Below are 24,941 nucleotides of genomic sequence, written 5' to 3' on the forward strand. Positions count from 1 at the left end.
CATGGGTATTGATCTGCCACTTATCTGGGCAATCATCATCATCTTCGGGATCATGATGTATGTGGTCATGGACGGTTTCGACCTCGGGATCGGCATCCTCTTCCCCTTTATCAAGGGTGAGAAAGACCGCGATGTGATGATGAACACGGTCGCCCCTGTCTGGGACGGTAACGAAACCTGGCTGGTACTGGGCGGTGCAGCGCTGTTTGGCGCCTTCCCGCTGGCCTATTCGGTAGTGTTGTCGGCGTTGTACCTGCCGCTGATCCTGATGCTGATGGGCCTGATCTTCCGCGGCGTGGCCTTTGAGTTCCGCTTCAAGGCGCGCCCGGAAAAACGCCATATCTGGGACAAGTCCTTTATTGGCGGTTCGCTGGTGGCTACGTTCTTCCAGGGCGTGGCGCTGGGGGCCTTTATTGATGGCCTGCCGGTCGTCAATCGCCAGTACGCCGGTGGCGGGCTGGACTGGCTGTCACCGTTCACGGTGTTCTGCGGTATTGCCCTGATCGTGGCTTACGCCTTGCTCGGCTGCACCTGGCTGATCATGAAGACCGAAGGCGAGCTGCAAGAGCGCATGCACAAGCTGGGTCGTCCGTTGGCACTGGCCGTGCTGGCATTGATGGGTGTCGTCAGCCTGTGGACGCCGCTGGCGCACACTGACATTGCAGCTCGCTGGTTTACCCTGCCGAACCTGTTCTGGTTCCTGCCGGTACCGATCCTGGTGCTGGTAACCATGTACGGTTTGATCAAGGCAATCGCGCGCAAGGCTCACTACACACCGTTCCTGTTGACCCTGGTGCTGATCTTCCTGGGTTACAGCGGCCTGGGCATCAGCTTGTGGCCGAACATCATCCCGCCTTCGATCTCGATCTGGGATGCGGCAGCACCGCCGCAAAGCCAGGGCTTCATGCTGGTGGGTACGCTGTTTATCATCCCGTTCATTCTGGGTTACACCTTCTGGAGCTACTACGTGTTCCGCGGCAAGGTCACCCACGAAGACGGTTATCACTAGTAGCAAGTGCCGCTGTGGCCCGAGGGCCACAGCCTTTTCCCCAAGAGGAGGCCCGACATGGCTGGCAAGGATTATCTACACGACGTGCAAGAGTGCGAAAAGAAGCCTTTATGGCAACGCATAGGCTGGCTGCTGGTGATCTGGACCGGCAGTGTGGCCACCCTGGCAGTATTTGCCTGGCTGATCCGCATGTTTATGACGGCGGCAGGCATGAAAAGCCACTGACTTCCCATCCCGTTGCCTTGCAGCTACGGTTTTATGACCCGCTTCGGCGGGTTTTTTTTCGGCTGGATTTTGTAGGTGTGAGGCTTTCGCGAGCAAGCCCGCTCCCACATGGATGGGCATCGCAAAACCTGTGGGAGCTGGCTTGCCTGCGATGCAGGCGCTGCGGTGAGTCAGGCAGGTTGAGGTGATGCTATCGCGGGCAAGCCCGCTCCCACATGGACGGGCATCGCAAACCTGTGGGTCTGCCTTACTTGCGCGCCTTCAGGATCACAAACTTGGGTGTAGCGGCCACTTGCTCGACGCCGCGGAACAGCTTGGCCAGCTTGCTGTGATAGCCCAGATGGCGGTTACCGACGATATACAGTGCGCCGCCCACGACCAGCGCTTCACGCGCTTGCTGGAACATGCGCCAGGCCAGAAAGTCCCCCACCACTTGTTGCTGGTGAAACGGCGGGTTGCACAGCACCACGTCCAGTGAGTCCGGCGCCTGGCTTGCCAGCCCGTCATCAGCCCGCACAGTCACTTCACGATCACCCAGCGCCGCCTGCCAGTTTTCACGCGCAGACTGCACGGCCATAAATGACTCATCGACCAGCGTGTACTGTGCCTGCGGGTTGGCCAGGGCACTGGCAATGGCCAGCACCCCGTTGCCACAGCCCAGGTCGGCGACCCGGGCCGAGCCCAGGTTTTTCGGCAGGTGCGGCAGGAACGCCCGGGTGCCGATATCCAGGTCTTCGCGGCAGAACACGTTGGCGTGGTTGAGCAGCTCGATGGCCGGCCTGTCCAGCTTGTAGCGGGTAGGGTACGGCGAGGTAAAGGGCCCCAGGCCCTGTGCAGTGGCGATCAGCAGGCGGGCCTTCTTGACCGCCAGAGACGCGTGCATCGGACCGATATAGCGTTCCAGCAGGTCGCCAGCGGCGCGAGGCAGGTGTTTGACCATCGCCCCCGCGATCACTTGGGCGCCCGGAGCCAGTTGGCCTTGCAGGCGGATCAGCTGCTCTTCAAGCAACGCCAGGGTTTTCGGTACGCGCACCAGCACACAGTCGAAAGGACCGATAAGCGGCTCGCTGGCCGGGATGATCGAGACCGCATCGTAAGCATGACCATTGCGCACCAGGTTTTTTTCCAGTGCTTGCATGGCCAGGAAAGAGTCACTGCTGCTGGTGACCTGCAGGGTCCCGACCAGGCTGACCGCCAAGGCTCCAAAACTGTCATTGAGCACCAGCACCCGGCTATTTGCGGGCAGCGCCTGTTCGGCCAAGTGATTAAGCAAATACTCATCCGCCGCATCAAAGGCCTGCAAGGGCTCATTTTGCTGCTCGGGTTGGCGGATCAGACGAAGTTGGGCGAAAGGGCTTTCTAGCACGGGCATTTATACAAACTCTGAGGAATCAACTGTTGCGTGGCCTGGCCCTGAGGGCGCCGGGCAAGCAGAAGAGTCCGTGGGTTTTACAGGTGGCCGTGATTTTACTTTTTTTTACCGCAGATTACCTGATGCGTTTATTGCCGCTGGGCAGCGCAGGTTTACAACAGGCCTAACTTGGCTGCCATGACCACTGCGGAGGTTTTGTTGTTGGCACCCAGTTTTTTCATGGCGCTGCTGATATGGAAGTTCACGGTCCGGGTGCTCAGGCCCAGGATCATGCCGATATCGGAGGCGATTTTACCGTCGGCAGTCCACTTCAATACCTCCAGCTCGCGGCACGATAGGCGGATGATATGAATCTCCAGCCGGTGATGCAGGTGGCAGCGTTCGAGCATGGCACTGTGCAGCTGGTTGCAGAGCCACAATACTTTTGCGGCTTTCTCGGAAAATTCGCCTTCGGTCACCGGATGGCTGCTTCTGGCAAGGCTCAGCATGCTCACTACACCATTGGGGTCGTGCACCGACTGCGACCATCCATACGTCAGCCCGAAGGTTTGCGTGGCTTTCCATTGATCTGGGGCTTCGCGAAAGATCTCGCTGCTCCAGAGGATGGGCGCGATCGACAGTTGGCAGTGGTTTACAAGTGGGTTCTTATGGGTGAAAGCACCTTTTTCATACCGCTCTACATAATCATTTGGATAGTTTGTTATTACTTTGCTATTCGTTGTGATATTTCCAAGTCGAGGGATCATTCGAAAGAAAAAAAAGTCAAAGCCGTACTCTTCTATCCGTTTGAGTGTATCTGAACAAAGTTCCGCTTCGCTTCTGCAAACAACAGGGGGAGTTTGGCTGATTAAATGATGTGAAGTCATAAGGCGCTCCTACGGCCCGCCAGTCAGTGGGTGGTGATGTTATGGGAGGGTGATAATTTTATTTTAGGTGCTGTTTCAGATATTGCTAAGTATTTAATAAGTTGCTTTTGCTGCATGAGAATCTATTGGGGTATAAGTGGGGTTGGAGCACTTTTTGGGCAAGTTTAGTTATGCGTTTTTGAGTGCCTGTATATAGCAGTCGCCGGATGATTAATAGGGCTGGCGCCTGAACCTGCATGGCGTCACTCTCGCCCGGCCCGCCTTTGCCCCCGTGTTTGCGACGCGGCAAGGTGTCGCAAAGCCAGCACAAACCATCGGTGTTTCTCGGCGCGCCTTTGCGCGACACTAGGGGTATTCGCCAATGGAGTGCCCCATGACTGCCAGTGCAGAAAAATTCACCCAGCAGACGATCCTCGACGTCACGCCGCTGACGCCCAGCCTGTTCACCCTGCGTACCACACGCGATCCGGGCTTTCGCTTTCGCGCCGGGCAGTTCGCCAGGCTGGGGGTGACCAAGGCCGATGGCAGCACGGTGTGGCGCGCCTATTCAATGGTCTCGTCACCCCATGATGAGTTTCTGGAGTTTTTTTCGATCGTGGTGCCAGGCGGGGAATTTACCAGTGAACTCAATCGCCTGGAAATTGGCGACACCTTGCTGGTGGAGCGTCAGGCCTTCGGTTTTCTGACCCTGGACCGCTTTGTCGACGGCCGTGACCTGTGGTTGCTGGCCACCGGAACGGGTATTGCACCGTTTCTGTCGATCCTGCAGGATTTTGAAGTGTGGGAAAAATTCGAGCGTATCGTGCTGGTTTACAGCGCTCGCCATGCCTGCGAGCTGGCCTATCAGGAACTGATCGCCGGGTTATGCAGCCGTGAATACCTGGCCGAGTATGCGCACAAATTGGTCTATATACCGATTGTTACCCGGGAACAGGTTCCCGGTGCATTGAACGGGCGCCTTACTGCGCTGATTGAAAATGGCGAGCTTGAACAGGCTGCAGGCATTGCGCTCTGCAGTGAATACTCGCGGGTCATGTTGTGTGGTAACCCACAAATGATCGATGACACGCGCAAGTTGCTCAAGGCGCGCAACATGCAATTGAGTCTAAGCCGTCGGCCAGGACAAGTTGCAGTTGAGAACTATTGGTAGTTGTTTGTATTGTGTTTGACATCAAAAAAACAATGGCGCCCCAAAGGGCGCCGTTGTTTTTATTGAGCACTTATGGCCGGTTATTCTGAACTTTGAGCAAGTCGCGAATTTCGCCCAGTAGTTCTTCTTCTTTGGAAGGCAGTGGCGGTGCGCTCGGAGCGACTGCCTCTTCGCGTTTCAGGCGGTTGATTGCCTTTACACCCATAAAGATAGCGAACGCGACGATAATAAAGTCGATCACGCTCTGGATGAATTTGCCGTAGGCCACCACCACTGCTGGCGCATCGCCAGCTGCGGCTTTCAGGGTAATGGCCAGGTCACTGAAGTCCACCCCGCCAATCAACAACCCCAGCGGTGGCATGACAACGTCCCCCACAAAGGACGAAACGATTTTGCCGAATGCCGCGCCGATGATAATACCGACGGCCATATCGACCACGTTCCCTTTGACCGCGAAGGCCTTGAACTCACTTATCACGCCCATAGGTTATTCCTTGTTACAGATGAGGTTGGTGGGTGCAGTGTAAATCAGCATGGCTGATCTTGCCCGCGCAGCTGTTTGCGGGTAATCAATCGACCCGCTTGACCGTCAGAAGTTTTCTATTGGCGCTCATTACGCGATTGAAGGGTTCAATACCAGACCTTTTTCTCAATGGCTGGCTTGAGACCTTTCTATTTAGAATTTGCCCCGCAGGCCTCTAGCCTTTGGTCAGCGCCCCATAGCGCAACCAATAACCAGAGGACTTTCGCATGACCACCCCCCTAGGCTTCGGCGCGCTTTCACAGCGCCGCCTGCTGTGTGTATTAAGCGCCAGCCTGCTGTCGGTTACGGCCCAGGCCGCCACGTTGACCCGTGACAACGGTGCCGCTGTCGGTGATAACCAGAACTCGCAAACCGCCGGGGCCAATGGCCCGGTGCTGCTGCAAGACGTGCAACTGCTGCAAAAGCTGCAGCGCTTTGACCGCGAACGCATTCCTGAGCGTGTTGTGCATGCTCGCGGCACCGGCGCTCACGGTACGTTTACCGTGACCAATGACCTGAGCGACCTGACCAAGGCCAAGGTATTTGCCAAGGGCGAAACCACTCCGGTATTTGTGCGTTTCTCGGCCGTTGTCCACAGCGCCCACTCGCCAGAAACCCTGCGCGACCCGCGCGGTTTCGCGACCAAGTTCTACACCGCAGACGGCAACTGGGACCTGGTGGGCAACAATTTCCCCACCTTCTTTATCCGTGATGCAATCAAGTTCCCGGACATGGTTCACGCCTTCAAGCCTGACCCGCGTACCAACCTGGATGACGACTCGCGCCGCTTCGACTTCTTCTCCCACGTTCCAGAAGCCACGCGTACCCTGACCGAGCTGTACTCCAACGCAGGTACCCCGGCCAGCTACCGCGAAATGGACGGTAACGGCGTACATGCCTATAAACTGGTCAACGCCAAGGGTGACGTGCGCTATGTGAAGTTCCACTGGAAGAGCCTGCAGGGGCTGAACAACCTTGACCCGAAACAAGTGACACAGGTTCAGGGCCAGGACTACAGCCACATGACCAACGATCTGGTCACGCATATCAACAAGGGCGACTTCCCCAAGTGGGATTTGTATGTGCAGGTGCTCAAGCCTGAAGAGCTGAAGACCTTCGACTTTGATCCGCTGGATGCCACCAAGATCTGGCCGAACGTGGCTGAGCGCAAAGTCGGGCAAATGGTCCTGAACCGCAACCCGGCCAATGTCTTCCAGGAAACCGAGCAGGTCGCTATGGCCCCGGCCAACCTGGTGCCAGGCATCGAGCCTTCTGAAGACCGTTTGCTGCAAGGTCGGGTGTTCTCCTATGCCGATACCCAGATGTACCGTTTGGGCGCCAATGCCATGCAATTGCCGATCAACGCTCCTCGTGTCGCGGTAAATAATGGCAACCAGGATGGTGCGATGAACCTGGGCCACACCACCTCGGGTGTGAACTACCAGCCGAGCCGCCTGATGCCGCGTGAAGAGCCGCAAGCCGCGCGCTACAGCGAAATGGCGCTGTCGGGTACTACGCAGCAGGCGAAGATCCAGCGTGAGCAAAACTTCAAGCAGGCCGGTGATCTGTACCGCTCATACAGCAAGAAAGAGCGTCAGGACCTGATTGAAAGCTTCGGCGGCTCGTTGGCGACAACGGACGACGAAAGCAAGCACATCATCCTGTCGTTCCTTTACAAGGCTGATCCCGAATACGGCACTGGCGTAGCCAAAGTGGCCAAAGGCGATCTGGGCCGGGTCAAGGCGCTGGCTGCCAAGCTGGTGGATTAACCTCTGACCCTCACCCCAACCCTCTCCCGGAGGGAGAGGGAGCTGATTTGCGGTGATTTTGAATACGCACGCGGTCAGTCCCCTCTCCCTTTGGGAGAGGGCCAGGGTGAGGGGCTTTTGATTCAGGTGAGCACCATGCGTATTTTCATTACCCTGGCCTTGATGTTGATCAGCGGCCTGAGCCTGGCTGACGGTCCCGATGTCCGGGTCCAGCTTCAGGATTACTATTTCGACGCCGCCCGCCGAGGCGATGTGGCGATGATCGATACCTTTATCGAATCCGGTTACACCCTCGATATTCAAGACAGCAAAGGCTATACCGCGCTGATTCTGGCGGCCTACAACGGCCAGCCCGAGGCGGTGGAGCATTTGCTCAAGGCCGGCGCCAATGCCTGTGTGCAGGACAAACGCGGCAACACAGCCCTGATGGGCGCGATTTTCAAGGGCGAACTCAAGATTGCCCATCGCCTGATGGCGACTGACTGCAACCCCGATCAGCGCAATGGTGCAGGGCAGACGGCGGCCATGTATGCGGGACTGTTCAAGCGGGTTGAGCTGCTCAATGACTTGTCCCGTAAAGGCGCCGACCTGAATACCGAAGACGCGGCAGGCAACAGTGCCGCCCGGCTGGTCAATGGTGAAATCCGCATGCCGGTAGCGCGCTGATCCAGGCCCAGTGGGCTATCATCGCGGTTTTTCCGTGGAGTTCAGATGGCCAAGCCCAAGCGCATTTACGGCTGCACCGAGTGCGGCGCAACGTTTCCCAAGTGGGCCGGACAGTGCGGCGAGTGCGGCGTCTGGAACACCCTGGTCGAAACCATCGTTGAAAGCGGTGCTGCCGCGCCGCCCAGCGGCCGTACCGGCTGGACCGGGCAACAGGCCCAGCTCAAGACCCTGGCTGAAGTCAGCATTGAAGAGTTGCCGCGCTTTTCCACGGCCTCCGGCGAGCTGGACCGGGTGCTCGGTGGCGGGCTGGTGGATGGCTCGGTGGTATTGATCGGCGGCGACCCTGGGATCGGAAAATCCACCATCCTGCTGCAAACCCTTTGTCAGATGGCCACCCGCATGCCGGCGCTGTACGTCACCGGCGAGGAATCCCAGCAACAAGTGGCCATGCGCGCCCGGCGCCTGGGGTTGCCCCAGGATCAGCTCAAGGTAATGACCGAGACCTGTATCGAAAGCATCATCGCCACCGCCAAGCTCGAAAAGCCCAAGGTCATGGTGATTGACTCGATCCAGACCATCTTTACCGAGCAGCTGCAATCGGCCCCCGGCGGCGTGTCGCAAGTGCGCGAAAGTGCGGCCTTGCTGGTGCGATATGCGAAATCCAGCGGTACGGCGATTTTCCTGGTGGGCCATGTGACCAAAGAAGGCGCACTGGCCGGGCCGCGGGTGCTGGAGCATATGGTGGATACCGTGCTGTATTTCGAGGGCGAGTCCGACGGGCGCCTGCGTTTGTTGCGAGCGGTAAAAAACCGTTTTGGCGCGGTCAACGAGCTGGGTGTGTTCGGCATGACCGATAAGGGCCTGAAAGAAGTCTCCAACCCTTCTGCAATTTTCCTAACCCGTGCTCAGGAAGAAGTCCCGGGCAGCGTGGTGATGGCCACCTGGGAAGGCACCCGTCCGATGCTGGTGGAGGTGCAGGCGTTGGTGGACGACAGTCATATGTCCAACCCGCGCCGCGTTACCTTGGGCCTGGATCAGAATCGTCTGGCCATGTTGTTGGCCGTCCTGCATCGCCACGGCGGTATTCCTACCCATGACCAGGATGTGTTCCTCAACGTGGTCGGCGGGGTCAAGGTGCTGGAAACCGCCTCTGACCTGGCGTTGATGGCCGCCGTAATGTCCAGCCTGCGCAACCGTCCGCTGCCTCACGACCTGTTGGTGTTTGGTGAGGTGGGCTTGTCGGGCGAAGTGCGTCCGGTGCCAAGCGGTCAGGAGCGGCTTAAAGAAGCGGCCAAGCATGGCTTCAAGCGCGCCATCGTGCCCAAGGGCAACGCCCCCAAGGAATCGCCGCCGGGCCTGAAGGTGATTGGCGTGACCCGTCTGGAACAGGCGCTGGATGCGTTGTTCGAGTAGATCTGCAACCGGGTTGCGTCGTCTGCCGAATAACCGCAAAAGAAGGCTCTAGACCAACGTTGGGGGCTGGTCTTTAGAGCCAAGAGCGCTAAACTCCGGGGGCAGTCTTTCTTGTCCAACTGGCCGGAATTAAAAAATGAATAATAAAAATAGCCTGCTACGCCACATTCCGTGGCTGGTGTTGGCAATTGTAGGAGCCTGCGCCCTTGGCGTAGTGGCATTACGCCGGGGCGAGGCGATCAACGCCTTGTGGATTGTTGTGGCAGCCGTTGCCATCTATCTGGTTGCTTATCGTTATTACAGTCTGTTTATCGCCACCAAGGTGATGCAGCTCGACTCCAGCCGCGCAACGCCTGCGGTGCTCAACAACGACGGTCTGGACTATGTGCCGACCAACAAGCACATTCTCTTTGGTCATCACTTTGCTGCCATCGCTGGCGCTGGCCCTCTGGTCGGGCCGGTATTGGCCGCACAAATGGGCTACCTGCCGGGCACGCTCTGGCTGATCGCCGGGGTGGTGCTGGCCGGTGCGGTGCAGGACTTTATGGTCCTGTTCATGTCCACTCGCCGCAACGGTCGCTCACTGGGTGACATGGTGCGCGAGGAAATGGGCAAGATCCCGGGCACCATCGCGCTGTTTGGCTGCTTCCTGATCATGATCATCATCCTCGCGGTGCTGGCACTGATCGTGGTCAAGGCCCTGGCCGAGAGCCCGTGGGGCATGTTCACGGTGATGGCGACCATCCCGATCGCGATGTTCATGGGCATTTACATGCGCTACATCCGCCCGGGTCGCATCGGTGAAATCTCCGTTGTCGGCGTGCTGCTGCTGCTCGGTTCCATCTGGCTGGGGGGCCAGATTGCGGCGAGCCCTGAGTGGGCCCCGGTGTTCACCTTCACCGGTACGCAAATCACCTGGATGCTGATCGGTTATGGTTTTGTTGCTGCAGTGCTGCCGGTGTGGCTGGTGCTGGCACCGCGTGACTACCTGTCCACATTCCTCAAAATCGGCACCATCGTTGCGCTGGCGATCGGCATTCTGGTCACCATGCCCGAGCTGAAAATGCCTGCGCTGACCCAGTTCACCGATGGCACTGGCCCGGTCTGGAAGGGCGGTCTGTTCCCGTTCCTGTTCATTACCATTGCCTGCGGTGCGGTATCGGGCTTCCACGCGCTGATTTCCTCGGGTACTACGCCCAAACTGCTGGATAACGAAAGCAACGCCCGTTACATCGGTTACGGCGGCATGCTGATGGAGTCCTTTGTGGCCATTATGGCGATGGTTGCCGCTTCGGTGATCGAGCCGGGCGTGTACTTCGCCATGAACAGCCCGGCAGCCATTGTCGGCGGTGATGTGGTCACGGTGGCGCAGAACATCACCAACTGGGGCTTTGCCATTACCCCGGATGCGTTGACCGCGCTGGCCAAGGACATCGGTGAAACCACCGTCCTGGCCCGTGCCGGCGGCGCCCCGACCCTGGCGGTCGGTATCGCGCAGATCCTGCACAACGTGCTGCCGGGCGAAAACACTATGGCGTTCTGGTATCACTTCGCCATTTTGTTTGAGGCCCTGTTTATTCTGACGGCCGTTGACGCCGGTACCCGTGCTGGCCGCTTTATGTTGCAAGACTTGCTGGGCAGCTTTGTGCCTGCACTCAAGCGCACCGAGTCGTGGGGCGCCAACCTGTTGGCCACCGGCCTGTGTGTGGCGATGTGGGGCTACCTGCTGTATCAGGGCGTGATCGATCCACTGGGCGGTATCAACACCCTGTGGCCACTTTTCGGTATCTCCAACCAGATGCTGGCGGGTATCGCGCTGATGCTGGCTACCGTTGTGCTGATCAAAATGAAGCGCCAGCGCTACATTTGGGTGACCATGCTGCCAGCTGTCTGGCTACTGATCTGCACCACCGTGGCAGGCTTTATCAAGTTGTTCGACGCCAACCCGGCGGTGGGCTTCCTGTCCCTGGCCAACAAATACAGCACTGCGCTGGAAGCCGGCCAGGTGATTGCCCCGGCGAAAAATATCGACCAGATGCAACACGTGATCATCAACGCCTACACCAACGCCGGTCTGACCGTGCTGTTCCTGTTCGTGGTGTTCAGCATTCTGTTCTTTGCGATCAAAGTGGGTGTCGCTGCATGGGGCACCAAGGAACGTACGGATAAAGAGTCGCCGTACCAAGCCATGCCGGATGTTTGATAGAGGGTTGCAAGCATGTTCAATGACCTGAGTCGCCTCGGTAAATACCTCGGTCAGGCCGCCCGCCTGATGGTCGGCATGCCCGACTACGACAACTACGTCGAGCATATGCAAACCAAGCACCCGGACAAGCCGGTGATGAGCTACGAGGCGTTCTTTCGTGAGCGCCAGGAAGCCCGTTACGGCGGCAAGGGTGGGCCCAAATGCTGTTAACCCGTCAGGGTTGAGCTGTATCTGACTGTGGGAGCGGGCTTGCTCGCGATTCAGGCGGCACGGTGTGACTGACACACCGCGCCGTTCTTATCGCGAGCAAGCCCGCTCCCACATTTGTTTTGGCGTTTTGTTTAAGGAGGCACTGCATGACCTCTCCAATCCCCGTCACCATCCTCAGCGGTTTTTTGGGGGCCGGTAAAACCACCTTGTTGCGCTACCTGCTCAAGGCCGAGCACGGCCTGAAAATCGCCGTGATCGAAAATGAGTTCAGCGATGCCGGGATCGACACCCAGTTGCTGGGCGACGAACCGGTGCAAGTCATGACCCTGGCCAATGGTTGCGTGTGCTGCACCATCCACACCGACCTGACCAAGGCGCTGTACCTGCTGCTCGAGCGCCTGGACAGCGGCGAAATCGCCTTCGACCGCCTGGTGATCGAATGCACCGGCCTGGCCGACCCGGCACCGGTGGCGCAAACTTTCTTTATCGATGGAGAACTGCGCGAGCGTTACCTGCTGGACGGCATCATCACCCTGGTGGATGCGGCCCACGCCGATGTGCATTTGAGCCAGACCATCGCCCAGGCGCAGATCGGTTTTGCTGACCGCCTGTTGGTGAGCAAGCGCGACCTGGTGGATGACGCCACCTTTGACGCGTTGTGCGAGCGCTTGACCCGTATCAACCGCCGGGCGCCGATCCGTGTGGTTGAGCACGGCAAGATCGACCTGGCCGAGTTGCTGGATGTGCGCGGGTTCAACCTCAATGCCGACCTTGGCGGTGGCCTGAGTTTGCGCCCGGTGCAACCCGCGGCGTCCGTCGACCGCATTTCCAGCCTGGTGCTGCGCACTGACAAGCCGCTGGATATCGACAGCCTCAGCGCATTCATGAACGAGTTGCTGGAAGATCACGGCAAGCAATTGCTGCGGTACAAGGGCGTGCTGAGCATTGCCGGTGAGGATCGACGCCTGGTGTTTCAGGGTGTGCTGAAGCTTTATGGGTTCGACTGGGACACCGAGTGGGCCGAAGGCGAGGCGCGGGAAAGCGTGATGGTGTTTATTGCCGATGATCTGCCCGAAGCCAAGATCCGCGAGGGTTTTGCGCGGCTTGGGGCCTGAGTGATGGCTGACCCTCTTCCTGCGGGAGAGGGTCAGGGGCTTTTGCTTTTATGTCTTAAGGTGATTAAGGAAGTTTCATACAGCTTTAAGCTGAAATTAATAAGCCACGCTCCTTGCAATAATACTTAAAAGAAATACCGCTTTGTGGTGTTCGGTTGTTTCGCCAAGGTACTGGTGGGGGGAGCTCTTGGTTCTTCTGATGCCGATAAACTTGTGGTTGTGCGTTTTAAGTGTGATCAGTGTGTGGGCTTCATTTAAGTTGCTTCCTGTAACTATCCGGTTGTCTTGGTCAAGTAATGTGAAAGTCAGTGGATGCTTGAGTGTCGGACTTCTCGCATGGAGTATATCCATATGGTTTTTCCCCAGCCGATGCCGGTCATACTGGCCCGGGTGTTTGATATGTATTTCATAACCCTTGGCGGTGTGCCGGAAGTATAGCTTGAGCGCCGCCTTGACCCCGCCTGTGGCGTGGGACTGAAGGCCCATTGTGGCGGAATCGTCCCGTAACTGTGGTTTGCCGGAAAAAACCCCGCCACTGCCGAGCAAGTCAGTCACCATGACCGGCGGGCCAAAAAGTGCCCCTAAAAGATTCAGGTTGTGGTTGGGCACTTGCAGAGTGGCGATAAAGGATTGTTGTGTATCGTTTGCCATTGTCTGAACTCTGTTGTCGATAAAAAGCGATAAGGTTCAGACTAGGTTGTTATTGTTGCGAGGTGATCAGTCATGTGTTTCAAAATAACAGAGGCAATAAAAAAGCCCGGCGTAAACGCCGGGCTTTTTATTCAGCTATTTACACTCAGTTGCCGTATACCGGCAGCTTGGCGCAAATGGTTTTGACTTTCTCGCGAACGGCGTCGATAACGGCTTCGTTGTTGATGTCAGCCAGGATGTCGCAGATCCAGCCTGCCAGTTCACGGCATTCTTCAACCTTGAAGCCGCGAGTGGTCACAGCCGGAGTACCGAAACGCAGACCCGACGTTACGAACGGGGAGCGTGGATCGTTCGGTACGGAGTTCTTGTTCACGGTGATGAACGCTTTGCCCAGAGCGGCGTCAGCGTCTTTACCGGAGATTTCCTGCTTGATCAGCGACAGCAGGAACAGGTGGTTTTCAGTACCGCCCGATACCACGTCAAAGCCACGCTCGATAAATACCGAAGCCATTGCCTGAGCGTTTTTCACCACTTGTTGCTGGTAAGCCTTGAACTCTGGTTGCAGGGCTTCCTTGAAGCACACGGCCTTGGCGGCGATAACGTGCTCCAGCGGGCCGCCTTGCGAACCCGGGAATACAGCCGAGTTCAGCTTCTTCTCGATGTCGGCGTTGGCTTTGGCCAGGATCAGGCCGCCACGCGGGCCACGCAGGGTTTTGTGAGTCGTGGTGGTCACCACGTCAGCAAATGGAACCGGGTTCGGGTAAACGCCAGCAGCCACCAGACCAGCTACGTGAGCCATGTCCACGAACAGGTAGGCGCCAACCTTGTCGGCGATTGCGCGGAAACGCGGGAAGTCCAGAACCTGCGAGTAGGCAGAGAAACCGGCCACGATCATTTTCGGCTTGTGCTCAACGGCCAGGCGTTCAACTTCGTCGTAGTCGATCAGGCCATTGGCGTCGATGCCGTACTGGATGGCGTTGTACAGCTTGCCCGAAGACGAAACGCTGGCACCGTGGGTCAGGTGACCGCCGTGAGCCAGGCTCATGCCCAGGATGGTGTCGCCAGCCGACAGCAGGGCCAGGTAAACGGCACTGTTGGCCTGGGAACCGGCGTGCGGCTGAACGTTGGCGTAATCGGCGCCGAACAGTTCTTTTGCACGGTCGATAGCCAGTTGCTCTACCACGTCTACGTATTCGCAGCCGCCGTAGTAGCGCTTGCCTGGGTAGCCTTCGGCGTATTTGTTGGTCAGAACCGAGCCTTGAGCTTCCATGACCGCTGGGCTGGTGTAGTTTTCCGAAGCGATCAGCTCAATGTGTTCTTCCTGGCGCTGAGCTTCTTGCTCCATGGCGGCAAAAAGGTCGGCGTCGAACTTGGCAAGTGTCAAATCACGGCTGAACATGGCGGTCCTCAAGGATCGGGGGCAGAAAAGGAGGGCATTCTAACCCAATGGGTTTTATCTGGCATATGAATGCGATTCACGGTGTGCATCTGAGTGCTTCAAGCTTGCAGCTGTGAGCTTGCCGCTTGCAGTTGTTCCACCAGTTGCTCGGCTGGCATCGGGCGCCCGAACAGGTAGCCTTGCACTTCGTCGCAGCCGTGTTCGCGCAGGAAGTCCAGTTGCTCGTGGGTTTCCACGCCTTCGGCGATCACCGCCAGGTTCAGGCTATGGGCCATCGCAATAATGGCCCGGGCAATCTGCGCGTCTTGCTCGCCGCTGGGCAGGCCGTCGACAAAAGTGCGGTCGATTTTCAGGACATCGATGGGGAATTGCTTGAGGTAGTTGAGCGACGAATAGCCGGTGCCAAAGTCATCCACGGCAATGCTCAGACCGAGGTTTTTCAGGCTGGCGAGGATATGCAGGGCTTCGCTGACTTCGCGCATCAGGATACTTTCGGTCAGTTCAAGCTCAAGGCAGGCCGGGGACAGGCCGGTTTCCTTGAGGATAGTGGCGATGCGCGTACCCAGTTGGCCATCGGAGAACTGGCGCGCCGAGATATTCACCGACACCTTGGGCACCCGCACCTTGGCCTGGTGCCAGTGCTTGAGCTGGCGGCAGGCCTCTGCCAGCACCCAGTCGCCGACTTCCACCACCAGGCCCAACTCCTCGAGTACCGGGATAAAGTCGCCAGGTGGCACCAGGCCACGCCTTGAGTGGTTCCAGCGCAGCAGCGCCTCGACGCCGGTCAGGCGCTTGCCGTCGCCGCTGAATTGCGGCTGGTAGAACAGGATGAACTCTTGCTGCTCCAGGGCATGGCGCAGGTCACTCTCCAGTTCCAGGCGCTCCAGGGCGCTGGCGTTCATGTCCGCCTGATAGAACTGGAAGTTGTTTTTGCCGCGCTCCTTGGCGTGGTACATGGCAGTGTCGGCGTTTTTCATCAGCTGGCTGAGTTCGTTGCCGTCTTGCGGGCTCAGGGCAATACCAATACTGGCGGTCACAAAAAACTCGCGGCTTTCGAGCACGAAAGGTTTTACCAGGCTGGCGAGGATCTGCTCGGCCACGTTGATAGCCCGGTTCAAGGCCTGCTGGCGGGTGGTGCGCGGTTGCAGGAGGAGGGTGAACTCGTCACCGCCCATGCGCGCCACGGTATCGTCGTCACCGACGCAGGCCAGCAAGCGGATGGCCATGTCCTTGAGCATGCGGTCGCCAGCGGCGTGGCCCAGGGAGTCGTTGATCGGCTTGAAACGGTCAAGGTCGAGGAACATCAGTACCACCCACGACTTGTTACGCTCTGCCTGTTGCAGCGCGGTGTGCAGGCGGTCCTGGAACAGGGTGCGGTTGGGCAGGTGGGTCAGGGCGTCGTAATAGGCCAGGCGGTGAATGCGCTGTTCACTGGCCTTGCGCTCGCTGATATCACTGAAGAAACACACATAGCTCGCCAGATCGCCTTCATCATCGAGCACCGCCGTGATGCCGACCCAGGCCGGGTAGTGTTCGCCGTTCAGGCGCTTGAGCCAGACTTCACCCTCCCAAGTGCCATGCACATGCAGTTGCTTGAGCACATAGGTCAGGTGCGCACGCTGCTGGGCATCGACGGTGAGCATGCTTGGCAGCTGGTCGAGCACCTGCGCCACGGCGTAGCCGCTGACCCGGCTGAAGGCTTCGTTGGCCTGCACGATATAGCCAGCGGGGTCAGTAATGAGGATGGCCGAGGTGGAGTGTTCAAACACCGTGGCGGCCATGCGCAGGTCTTTTTCGGCGCGGCGCTGCTGACTCATGTCGCGGCCTACGCCCAGAATCCCCTCAAAACCATCGTTCTCATTCCACACCAGAACTAGGCGCAACTCGATGGGCACCTTGTGGCCGTCGGCGCGCAGGCAGTCGAACAAAAACAGCTGGGTTTGTACCTGGGCGCGCAGGGCCGACAGTTGCTGGGGCTTGTGCAGTGCGGCGCGGATGCGCTCGATCAGGCTGTTGACCCCTTCCAGTTGTTGTGGGGTGGCGATGATCGATTGCCAGCCATTGTCGAACACCCACTGCGCCTCATACCCCAATACGGTTTGTATGGACGGGCTCAGGTAGTTCATGCGCAACGAACTGTCGGTCGAGAAAATCACGTCGCTGATGCTTTCGGCCAGCATCCGGTAGCGTTGCTCGCTGTCACGCAATGACTCGCTGGCTTCGATCTGGTCGGTGATGTCCTTGGCCACCCCGACAATGCGCGTGACCTGGTTGCCAGTGTCACGGGCGAACGCCTGCTCGCGGATGTCGAAGCGCCGCCAGGTGCCTTGCTGATGGCGAAAGCGCAACTGGCATTGCAGCAGTTGCTTGTAGCCGTTTTCCCGCTGCTCTTTGCGCAACTGGTGATAACGCTCGGCGTCTTCGGGGTGCAGCAGCAACTCCCAGAAGTACGCGCCCATTTCTTGCAGCTCGACCGCGCTATAACCCAGGGTATGACCCAGGTGGTGGTTGCTGAAGATGATCCGCTGGCTGATCACATTTTGTACATAAAGATGGTCGGGCACGGTGCGCACCACATCGGACCAGAAACTCTCGCGCTCTTGCAGGGACAGTTCGATCAGCTTGCGGCTGGTAATGTCGCTGATGCTCAGGATCACCGCGTGGTAATCCTCGTGATCCGCAGGCAGGCGCAGCACCAGCCATAAATGCTGGTCGCGGCCATTGGCATCGGTAAGTTTTATTTCCAGCTCAAGTTGCTGTTGTTGCTCAAGCACGGCCTCGACGATCTGATAGCCAATGGCCGTGCTGGTCGACGGGCAACCGTTGATCAGCTTGTGCCAGGCGCCATCACCGGAGTCGACCTCCAGCAGTTGCATGGCTACCTGATTGACCTCGGTGATGCGCAATTGCTCGAACAATTGACGGCGATGCTCGGGGTGATCGCCCAGCCATTGTTTGAGGGCGTCGCCGTTGTGAAGTTTTTCGCGGTCGAGAAACCCCGGCAGGCTGGACAGGTCGAGCACGCACAGGGCGACGCCGGTGCCTTCGAAAATATCGTGATAGCGCCGCCGGCCTTCATGCAGCTGGCGCTGACGGCGGCGCATGTTCAGCAGGGCAATGATCGGCAGCAATGAAAACAGCAGGCCAAGCAGGCATTTGCCAATCAGCCCGGGCAGCAGGTGCTCGATCGCCTGGCGGTCATTGAACAGCCCGCGCAGTTGCCAGTCGCTGTGGTTGATGGGCGTCAACAGAACGGTGTCTTCTTCATCCTCCGGGTTCAGGGTGGAGGCAGGGGTGACGTTTTTATCCGCCCGGCTGAGGACTTTGCGGGTCTGGCTGTTCTCCACCAGCCATTGCGGCCTTTGGCTGCTGGCATTCTGATGGGTCAGGTTTTGCAGCAAGTCCGGGCTCATGCGCAGCAGCCAGTAGCCATTGATGGTGCCACTGGGCTGGCGCAGCAACAGATAGATGACGCTGGCGTCACGGTTATTGCTGAAGTAATAGCCCTCGGTGCGGCTGCGCGACGGGCTGTGCCGGATCCAGTCCGCCAGGTTAGCGGCATCGGGGCTGGTGCCCAGGCTGTCGAGCAGGATTTCGCCTTCAGGGCTGACCAGTGCCAGGCTTTGCAAGGCGGGCAGGGACTGGCTCAGTTGTTTGACCAGGGCCTGTTGCTGGCGCACGGTTTTCGGCGACTTGTCCACAGGCAGCAGATTGAGGGCGGTTTCAGCGCGCAGGGCCATGCTCAGGCCAATGTGGTCGGCCAGGTCGGCACTGTAATTGATGCTGGCCTGGCGCTCTTGCTGCAGGGTTTCCTGGAACTGTTCGATCAACAACCAGAACAGCATGGCCAGCAGCAGTAAAACCAGCGCCGCCAATGCACTTTTCAGCGTTCCGCGCACAGGCGTCCCCAATAATGGGTTGGACGCTTTGACAATAGTGGGCGCGGTGACATTGGGCAACTTGTGATCCTGCAATTTGGCGGCAATGGCGCGAGGCCCCCTAAAGGCGCCAAGCATGCCTTGGGTTGTGGCAAAGTGCCAGTCCTCTGGTCTGCGCTGGTTTGCCCTGCCTCGCGCATTCAGGTAGATTCTGGCGTCTACATTTGTGCTTTTTCTGCGAGCAGGCATTGATCTCGATCAGTCCCTGACTTTCTGCTATGGCCTGATCCGGGCATTGCTCGCGCCTTATTCACCCGTCACTGACCCTAGGTTCTCCATGGCTCAATACGCTTATCTACCCTATTAGATTTTAGTCATGTTTTACGATCTGAAGCCGAGCCCTGACGGTTACTAGTTCTCCAGCCTACCCAGCATTTTTTCGCTCTCAGTCCTGCATCAGGGCAAAGATTTTAGTTAGGTTTTGATGATTTTGAGCCAATTTCAACTCCAAAACTTAACTTTTCTAAGCGTGCCTCCTTGTCAGGTATCACGATGCAGATATATACGCTGGGAACATGATGCTGTATCGGAGGAAATGCAGAACCTGCTGAGCAAATCACCGGAGATAATGCAAGTCCGAAAGCGGACGGTTGAGCATCCCTTCGGGACGCTAAAGCAATGGATGGGTGCGACGCGCTTCCTGACCCGAAGGCTGGCCGGAGTGAGCGCAGAGTTGAGCTTGAATGTGCTCGCCTATAATTTGAAACGGGTTATGAAAATCATCGGCGTTAATGGTTTGATGAAGGCGCTGTCGGCGCAAAAAAAAGGCTGACTTTGGCCCATCCGAGAGGCTGTAAAGCAGCGTTGACCTGTTCCAGGTCGCTACCCAGACCCGAGGCATTTACTGTGCGATCACTCAGCCAACGAACGTCAATGCTTCAAGACGATAGGGCCCATGAGCGTTTTTACACACTCTGGGCCGTTTTCTGCCTGTGGCGAGAGGCAAAAACCGGCCAAAAGAAGGCGGCCGGCATCGGAGCTGCTCCTAGCACGAATTCGCAAAACTCAGGTAACTGACTCCCCAGAAATGTCGACAATGCCGCACCGCACCAGCACTCTTAACGATCCGCACACTGAGCTGGCGTACAAAATATAGGAAGGTCTAGCGATATCTAGTGATGTATAGCGAATTTCGCTATACATCACTAGATATCGCTATATTTCGCGCATTGCTCGATCACCGATGACCGCGTATCTACATGCGCTGCCGCCCAAACTCAAGATTCGAGTCGCAGATGGCAGTAATTTTAGCGGAGTTCAGTTCATCGTAACGGGCGACTACCGGCCAAAAGCGGCTGCTCGGATATGTCTACGAATCAAGGGGCGATTCAATATTCAACTCATTTAGGAAACGATGATTATGAGCAAACAACCGAAAAACCCAAGCCGCCCGAGCCACGAACACGCACCTCGTCCGGTAGTTCCTAATCTGCCAAGCACCACAGGCAACAAGTCCGGCAGTGATCGCGGCAACTATCCACCAGCGAAATCTAAGTAATCGCACAGGTATGACAGGCTATGGGGGATGGATTTTTCCTCTGCCTGTCATACTTTTACACGCATCAATCGCGATGGATTAGCCTGATATTTGTAACCGTCTGGCCAAGTCACCTACCGAACTCCAGCATTAAGGGCGATGGTGTCCGCGTATTTTTAAGCGAACGCGATCACCCTTATCGCTAGGATTTCCATGCGCCAACGTAGTTCTTACCCCAAGTCGTTCAAAGCCTAGGTCGTCCAGAAAGCGCAATGCGGCAAGGTGTGGTTGCGCGGCCATTTTCGGTTAATATTTTCTGAGTGTTCGGCGCACATTTTAAGAAAATCTTGGCGCGGTTAAGAAAATCTAGCCAACGACAGGGGGAAAATGGGAAATCTAATGGGGGTTACGCCCATTAGATCAATGCGATGGAGCTACCCAATGGTGCGGCAGCTACCGCGTAAGCACATCCTTGAGATAGCCATACGGGTCATGCCCGTTCATGCGTGCCGACTGATTCAGGCTAATGATTGCCGCAGCCCGTTTTCCGCTGAGCAACGACCCTGCGAAGAGCCAGTTTTTGCGTCCAAGCGCCCATGGCCTAATTTGGTTTTCCGCCCAATTGTTGTCTATGGCTACGGCCCCGTCATTGAGGTAGCGCGACAGCGCTGCCCAGCGTTTCAGGCTGTAATTGAGTGCTCTGCTGATGGCCGTGCCTTCGGGCACCAGATCTCGCGGGGCGAGCATCCAGGCATGAAATGCGTCGATGATCGGCGCTGCTTTTTCCTGCCGTATTCGCTTCCGGACACCCGGTTCCAGTTCGCGTACGTCTCGTTCAATTTCATACACGGCAGCGATGTAGTGCAGCGCTTTTTCGGCAATCTGGCTTTTGTTGGTCGCGTGCAAATCAAAGAATTTCCGACGCGCATGCGCCATGCAGTCGATCTCGGTGACGCCCAGTTCAAAGCCTGCCTTGTAGCCAGCGAAGTCATCGCAGACCAGCTTGCCCTTCCAGTTTCCAAGGAGGTTTCGGGCATGTTCGCCAGTGCGGCTCGGGCTGAAGTCGTAAACGACCGCCGCCAGATCGGAGAACTCGCTTGTGGCATAGGCCCAGACGTAAGCGCGGTGAGTTTTCTTCCCGCCAGGCGTCAGCATCTGTACCCGAATCCATTTATGGACGAGGTTAGCGTTGAGGTTGTGAGTCAAGGTGACGTTGGCAATTGAGGTGTCAGCCTGCGCGCACTCGGAGATGACTTGGGCCTTGAAAGACTTGGAGTAAGAACGGCGTTTTTGTGGCATGGGCGTCCGCTTTAAAAAGGCTAAAAATGGTCTCCACTTAAATTTAAGTGGGCATCATTGCCTCAAGCGACGGTGTCAGGAAGATGTGTTGCCCGGACGGTTACGCTTCGACCTGGAGTTCTCCGGGGTAACATTGACGACTCATGGCACCTCCAAGTCCCATCATGGGGGTTGGAGGTGCCTACAAAACCCGAGGCGATTCATGCCTCGCATCATATGCGCGAAGAGATGCCACTTCCCTAGAAGCAAACTGAGAGCGAATCTGACGCGTCCGACACAGACGTCTGCGTCACATACACCTGGGTGCCCAAATTCTCAATGCACCAGATCATCAAGACTGGGGCGAATGCACCCTTTCGGCCAATAGCGGTCATCGACCGTCAACTAAAGCAGGGGCGACTCAACATGAGCGCCGGAAAAACTCTAGCTTTGGGCCTCGTCGTCAGCGCAGGCTCATACCCATCCTGGGTTAGCACCTTTGCTTTAATGTCAATGTGTTAACTGCGACAGCCGGGATAGTTGTCGCGGCTGATCTACGCGTTAAGGATTAGCCTCGGCCAAGCCTGCTTCAATGAAGCGCACCGAACTCTCCATGGCCTGCTGACCTTCTGGCAGCATGGTGGCGTAGAAGTGCCAGGCGTGGAACATCGCAGGCCATACTTCCAGGTTTACGCGAACGCGGTTATCAGCCAGGTGAGTTGCAAGGCGCATTGCATCACTCAACATCAGCTCGTTCTCGCCGATCTGCACCAGGATTGGTGGAAGACCGGTGACGTCCGCGAACACAGGTGAGGCCAGAGGATGATTGGCCAATGTGTCGCCTAGGAATGCTCTGGCGAGGATGTCCAGGACAGGCTTGGAGTTCAGAGGATCCAGACCTTCACGGTTGCTCATGGAAGCACCGGTGTGTTCAAGGTTCGCCCATGGTGAGATGGAGGAGCCAACCGCAGGCAATGGAAGCCCTTTCGACTTAGCAGCAACCATGATGCTGACAACCATCGCGCCGCCAGCCGACTCGCCAGAGAACGCAATTTTGTTAGCTGGGATTTTCTGCTCAAGCAGCCATTCGTAGGCGCGCAATGTGTCGTCAACAGAGGCTGGGAACTTGTGCTCAGGAGCAAGACGATAGTCTGGCATGTACACACGAGCACCGAGCATTTTCGCGTAATTGCCTCCGATGCCGTGGTAGCCGTCTGGACGACCTACAATGTAGGCGCCGCCGTGGATATACATCACTACTGCGTCAGTTTTGATCTCGTCCGGAGTAACCAGTGTGCCGGGTACGCCGCCCATGTTGACTGCTTCGAATTTAACGCCAGCTGGCGCTGGATTTTGCGCGAGCATTTTTGCGTAAGAGTCGCGGATGTCGCTCATTTTTGTGGTGGTATCAATTCCCTTAAGAACGGGTACCAGATCGCTAAGGCTGTTGGCCCAGGTTTGGACGGCTGCTTGGACTTTAGTGTTCATAATGACCTCAATTGATCGATGGGAGTGGATTAGCTAATTGAGATACTATGCTTAGTATTGGGGAATAGGGTTCCCCATAACAGGTGCTAAGCCGCCCGAACGTTGAGATCCTTGAGGCCCCATGGAACTCCATAACCTGAATGATATCGCAGCGTTTGTAAGCTCGGTAAACGCTGGAAGCTTCACTGCGGCGGCCAAGCAGCTTGGCCTTACGCGCTCTGCAGTGGGGAAGTCGATAGTCAGGCTCGAGGCTCGTTTACAGGTACGTTTACTGAATCGTACTACGCGCAGTTTAAGCATGACGGATGACGGCCAGGTTCTGTATGAGCGTTGCGTGGGCGTTCTTCAGGATCTGGACGACGTGGAGGATGCCCTTGCGTTTCGTCGTTCAACACCCAGTGGGCGACTGCGGATGAGCCTGCCGGTAGCATTAGGCAGACTTCATGTCCTTCAGCACATCGAGTGCTGTCTTAAGGATTGGCCCTCCTTGAGCGTCGATATCACATTTTCCGACAGGCTGGTCGATCTGATCGATGAGGGATTTGATTTGGCCATGCGCATCGGGCCACCGAAGGAAGACTCTCGGTTGCTCACGCGTACCGTGGCCTATCAACAAATGATTACCTGCGCTTCACCCAAGTATCTGGCTGAGCATGCCGAGCCCAAAACGCCTGAGGATTTGTCCGAGCACCAGTGCCTGCATTTCGTGAGCGGTGGGAGATTGCTTCCTTGGAATTTTCGCGTGAATGGTAGCTCCGTGCCCGTTACTCATGGTGGAAGGCTACAGATGGACAGTGCTGAGTCATTGCACCAGTCAGCTGTCGCTGGCCTAGGCATCGCGACTCTTCCTTCCTATGTGGTAAATGACGATTTGAGGAGCGGCAAACTCGTTCAATTGCTCGCAGGGTATGCAGAGGCCGCAGAGCCTATTCGGGTGATTTACCCTAGCAAGCGACATCTCTCTCCAAAAATTCGTCTCTTCATCGATAAGCTTGTGGAGGCTTGGTCGCCTTGTCCGCCATGGGAGCGTGATTCGGCAATTCCTACGTTTGCACCCTAAGCGAAGCCGTCTGGCTGAACCGACGCTCAGACACCCTAGATCACCTCGACCTTAATCATGGCGTCTGTATTTCCAACAGTTTACAACTCAAATATTTGAAGGGACGCTATTGGCCGCTCTCCGCCGATCACAACAGGCAGAAAACGGCCATCTCTGGTCACCCCTACCTAAGTGACAGCTCTAAATTCTGCGGCGCATTCTCCCTGGAGGCGCCCCATAAACCTCCTTAAATTTTTTGCTGAACGCCGCCTGCGATTGGTAACCAACCTGCAAGGCAATATCTTTTAATCCCAGATGCGAATGACTCAGCAGGCTGAACGCCAATTCCATACGGACTTGCGTAAGCAATACCCATGGCGACACACCAGCCACACGAACGAACGCCCGCATGAAAGATGCTCGGGACATGCACGCGATATCTGCTAGATTTTGGATGATCCACTCGTGCGCAGGATCAGCCAACATCGCCTGCCATACGGGGCCCAGACGTTTATCGCTGAGCAAGGCGAGCGTGCCGATGTCTTGGCCATGGCTAGATAGATGGGCGCGAAGGATCAGGGTGAATAACGCCTGAGAAAGAGCATCGAGCAAAAATTTTGCTCCAATCTGATCGCCGTCTGCTTCCCCGCGTAATAAATCGACCAGAGACTGTAATGGTCCATCCGCTGGGAGCGTGCCGCTGGGTATCAACAGGTAGTCAGGTAATGAAGCAAATAGCAACGAAGTTCGGTTGAAGTGAAAGCAGCCGCATAGCATGTCCAGATCCGCACTCACGCCGCCAATGCGATGTATGGGCAATATGCCAGCGTCGATACGCTTTGCCGATACCAATGTTGGCGCAACAGCTTTGCCCGGACTATGCAGCACATGCGGCGCACCACCCGGCAGGAGCAGAACGTCGCCGGCGCGCATAGAAAGACGCTGCCCGCTTGGAAGCTCCACCCGACACTCACCCGACAGCACCACGTGGTATGGCGCTTTGCCCAGCGCTTCCTGCTCATGCTCCAGGGACCAGTCACCCTGAAATTGGCAACGTAAATCCAGACTGCCACGAACATTGGCGAGGCTGATGAGCTTGTCGATCGAATTCATTTGAGCGCATCGCAGAAAAAACAGAGCGTATCGA

At 57.1% G+C, this 24,941-nt stretch carries 19 protein-coding genes and 2 pseudogenes; 12 read left to right on the plus strand and 9 right to left on the minus strand.

Annotation, left to right across the window (positions count from 1 at the left end; all coding sequences use genetic code 11):
• The first annotated feature begins 1 nt into the window (after position 1).
• On the plus strand, positions 2-1,009 hold the full coding sequence (cydB, locus tag BLU25_RS18355) for a cytochrome d ubiquinol oxidase subunit II (RefSeq protein ID WP_016779357.1): 1,008 nt from the start codon (positions 2-4) through the stop codon (positions 1,007-1,009).
• Positions 1,010-1,066: 57 nt separating this feature from the next.
• Complete coding sequence (locus BLU25_RS18360) at positions 1,067-1,234, plus strand: DUF2474 domain-containing protein (protein WP_016779358.1); 168 nt, start codon at positions 1,067-1,069, stop codon at positions 1,232-1,234.
• A gap of 247 nt (positions 1,235-1,481) precedes the next feature.
• Here the strand turns inward: BLU25_RS18360 and BLU25_RS18365 are convergent, their stop codons facing one another.
• On the minus strand, positions 1,482-2,606 hold the full coding sequence (locus BLU25_RS18365) for a methyltransferase (RefSeq protein WP_016779359.1): 1,125 nt from the start codon (positions 2,604-2,606) through the stop codon (positions 1,482-1,484).
• Between the two features lie 26 nt (positions 2,607-2,632).
• Between BLU25_RS18365 and BLU25_RS23475 the strand changes: the two genes are divergently transcribed.
• Positions 2,633-2,773, plus strand: a complete 141-nt coding sequence (locus BLU25_RS23475; RefSeq protein ID WP_016779360.1) for a hypothetical protein — start codon at positions 2,633-2,635, stop codon at positions 2,771-2,773.
• Here the strand turns inward: BLU25_RS23475 and BLU25_RS18370 are convergent.
• The gene (locus tag BLU25_RS18370; RefSeq protein ID WP_081481012.1) at positions 2,759-3,472 is read right to left on the minus strand and encodes a helix-turn-helix transcriptional regulator; all 714 of its coding nucleotides are present in this window, start codon (positions 3,470-3,472) and stop codon (positions 2,759-2,761) included. The two genes, BLU25_RS23475 and BLU25_RS18370, sit on opposite strands and share 15 nt — an antisense overlap.
• Positions 3,473-3,845: 373 nt before the next feature.
• Here BLU25_RS18370 and BLU25_RS18375 point away from each other — a divergent pair, with 373 nt between their 5' ends.
• Positions 3,846-4,622: a ferredoxin--NADP reductase gene (locus BLU25_RS18375; RefSeq protein WP_016779362.1), complete on the plus strand. Its 777-nt coding sequence runs from the start codon at positions 3,846-3,848 to the stop codon at positions 4,620-4,622.
• A gap of 70 nt (positions 4,623-4,692) precedes the next feature.
• On the opposite strand, the gene mscL is transcribed toward BLU25_RS18375, so the two are convergent.
• Positions 4,693-5,106: a large-conductance mechanosensitive channel protein MscL gene (gene mscL, locus BLU25_RS18380; protein WP_016779363.1), complete on the minus strand. Its 414-nt coding sequence runs from the start codon at positions 5,104-5,106 to the stop codon at positions 4,693-4,695.
• Positions 5,107-5,372: 266 nt separating this feature from the next.
• Here mscL and katB point away from each other — a divergent pair, with 266 nt between their 5' ends.
• The 6 genes from katB (at position 5,373) to yjiA (ending at position 12,524) form a co-directional block, all read left to right on the plus strand.
• Positions 5,373-6,914: a catalase KatB gene (gene katB, locus BLU25_RS18385; protein ID WP_016779364.1), complete on the plus strand. Its 1,542-nt coding sequence runs from the start codon at positions 5,373-5,375 to the stop codon at positions 6,912-6,914.
• Positions 6,915-7,049: 135 nt separating this feature from the next.
• On the plus strand, positions 7,050-7,580 hold the full coding sequence (locus BLU25_RS18390; protein ID WP_016779365.1) for an ankyrin repeat domain-containing protein: 531 nt from the start codon (positions 7,050-7,052) through the stop codon (positions 7,578-7,580).
• Between the two features lie 45 nt (positions 7,581-7,625).
• Positions 7,626-8,993, plus strand: a complete 1,368-nt coding sequence (gene radA / locus BLU25_RS18395) for a DNA repair protein RadA (RefSeq protein WP_083369766.1) — start codon at positions 7,626-7,628, stop codon at positions 8,991-8,993.
• Between the two features lie 136 nt (positions 8,994-9,129).
• Positions 9,130-11,196, plus strand: coding sequence for a carbon starvation CstA family protein (locus BLU25_RS18400; protein WP_083369767.1), 2,067 nt, complete (start codon positions 9,130-9,132; stop codon positions 11,194-11,196).
• Between the two features lie 15 nt (positions 11,197-11,211).
• Complete coding sequence (locus BLU25_RS18405; protein WP_007937254.1) at positions 11,212-11,409, plus strand: YbdD/YjiX family protein; 198 nt, start codon at positions 11,212-11,214, stop codon at positions 11,407-11,409.
• 146 nt (positions 11,410-11,555) lie between these two features.
• Entirely contained in the window at positions 11,556-12,524 is a 969-nt protein-coding gene (yjiA, locus tag BLU25_RS18410) for a GTPase (protein WP_016779368.1), read from the plus strand.
• A gap of 96 nt (positions 12,525-12,620) precedes the next feature.
• On the opposite strand, the gene BLU25_RS18415 is transcribed toward yjiA, so the two are convergent.
• The 3 genes from BLU25_RS18415 to BLU25_RS18425 all read right to left on the minus strand — a co-directional run bounded on the left by BLU25_RS18415 (position 12,621) and on the right by BLU25_RS18425 (position 18,533).
• Complete coding sequence (locus BLU25_RS18415; protein WP_083369768.1) at positions 12,621-13,175, minus strand: hypothetical protein; 555 nt, start codon at positions 13,173-13,175, stop codon at positions 12,621-12,623.
• Positions 13,176-13,320: 145 nt separating this feature from the next.
• Positions 13,321-14,574 carry a serine hydroxymethyltransferase gene (gene glyA, locus BLU25_RS18420; protein WP_016779370.1) on the minus strand — a complete coding sequence of 418 codons (1,254 nt, stop codon included), beginning with the start codon at positions 14,572-14,574 and terminating at the stop codon, positions 13,321-13,323.
• A gap of 98 nt (positions 14,575-14,672) precedes the next feature.
• On the minus strand, positions 14,673-18,533 hold the full coding sequence (locus BLU25_RS18425; protein ID WP_083369871.1) for a sensor domain-containing protein: 3,861 nt from the start codon (positions 18,531-18,533) through the stop codon (positions 14,673-14,675).
• Positions 18,534-19,008: 475 nt separating this feature from the next.
• Here BLU25_RS18425 and BLU25_RS18430 point away from each other — a divergent pair.
• Positions 19,009-19,284, plus strand: a pseudogene (locus BLU25_RS18430) (transposase); the annotation flags it as partial.
• A gap of 1,158 nt (positions 19,285-20,442) precedes the next feature.
• On the opposite strand, the pseudogene tnpC reads toward BLU25_RS18430, so the two are convergent.
• A pseudogene (gene tnpC / locus BLU25_RS18435) lies at positions 20,443-21,261 on the minus strand (IS66 family transposase); the annotation flags it as partial.
• A 567-nt stretch (positions 21,262-21,828) separates the two neighbouring features.
• Positions 21,829-22,755 carry an alpha/beta hydrolase gene (locus BLU25_RS18440; protein WP_016779374.1) on the minus strand — a complete coding sequence of 309 codons (927 nt, stop codon included), beginning with the start codon at positions 22,753-22,755 and terminating at the stop codon, positions 21,829-21,831.
• Positions 22,756-22,876: 121 nt separating this feature from the next.
• On the opposite strand from BLU25_RS18440, the gene BLU25_RS18445 reads away from it, so the two are divergent.
• Positions 22,877-23,815 (plus strand): LysR family transcriptional regulator, encoded by a 939-nt coding sequence (locus BLU25_RS18445; protein ID WP_016779375.1) that lies wholly within the window; start codon positions 22,877-22,879, stop codon positions 23,813-23,815.
• Between the two features lie 180 nt (positions 23,816-23,995).
• On the opposite strand, the gene BLU25_RS18450 is transcribed toward BLU25_RS18445, so the two are convergent.
• The gene (locus tag BLU25_RS18450) at positions 23,996-24,907 is read right to left on the minus strand and encodes an AraC family transcriptional regulator (RefSeq protein ID WP_016779376.1); all 912 of its coding nucleotides are present in this window, start codon (positions 24,905-24,907) and stop codon (positions 23,996-23,998) included.
• Between the last annotated feature and the right edge of the window lie 34 nt (positions 24,908-24,941).

Origin of the sequence: Pseudomonas fragi (assembly GCF_900105835.1) — a bacterium.
GTDB classification, from domain to species: Bacteria; Pseudomonadota; Gammaproteobacteria; order Pseudomonadales; family Pseudomonadaceae; genus Aquipseudomonas; species Aquipseudomonas fragi.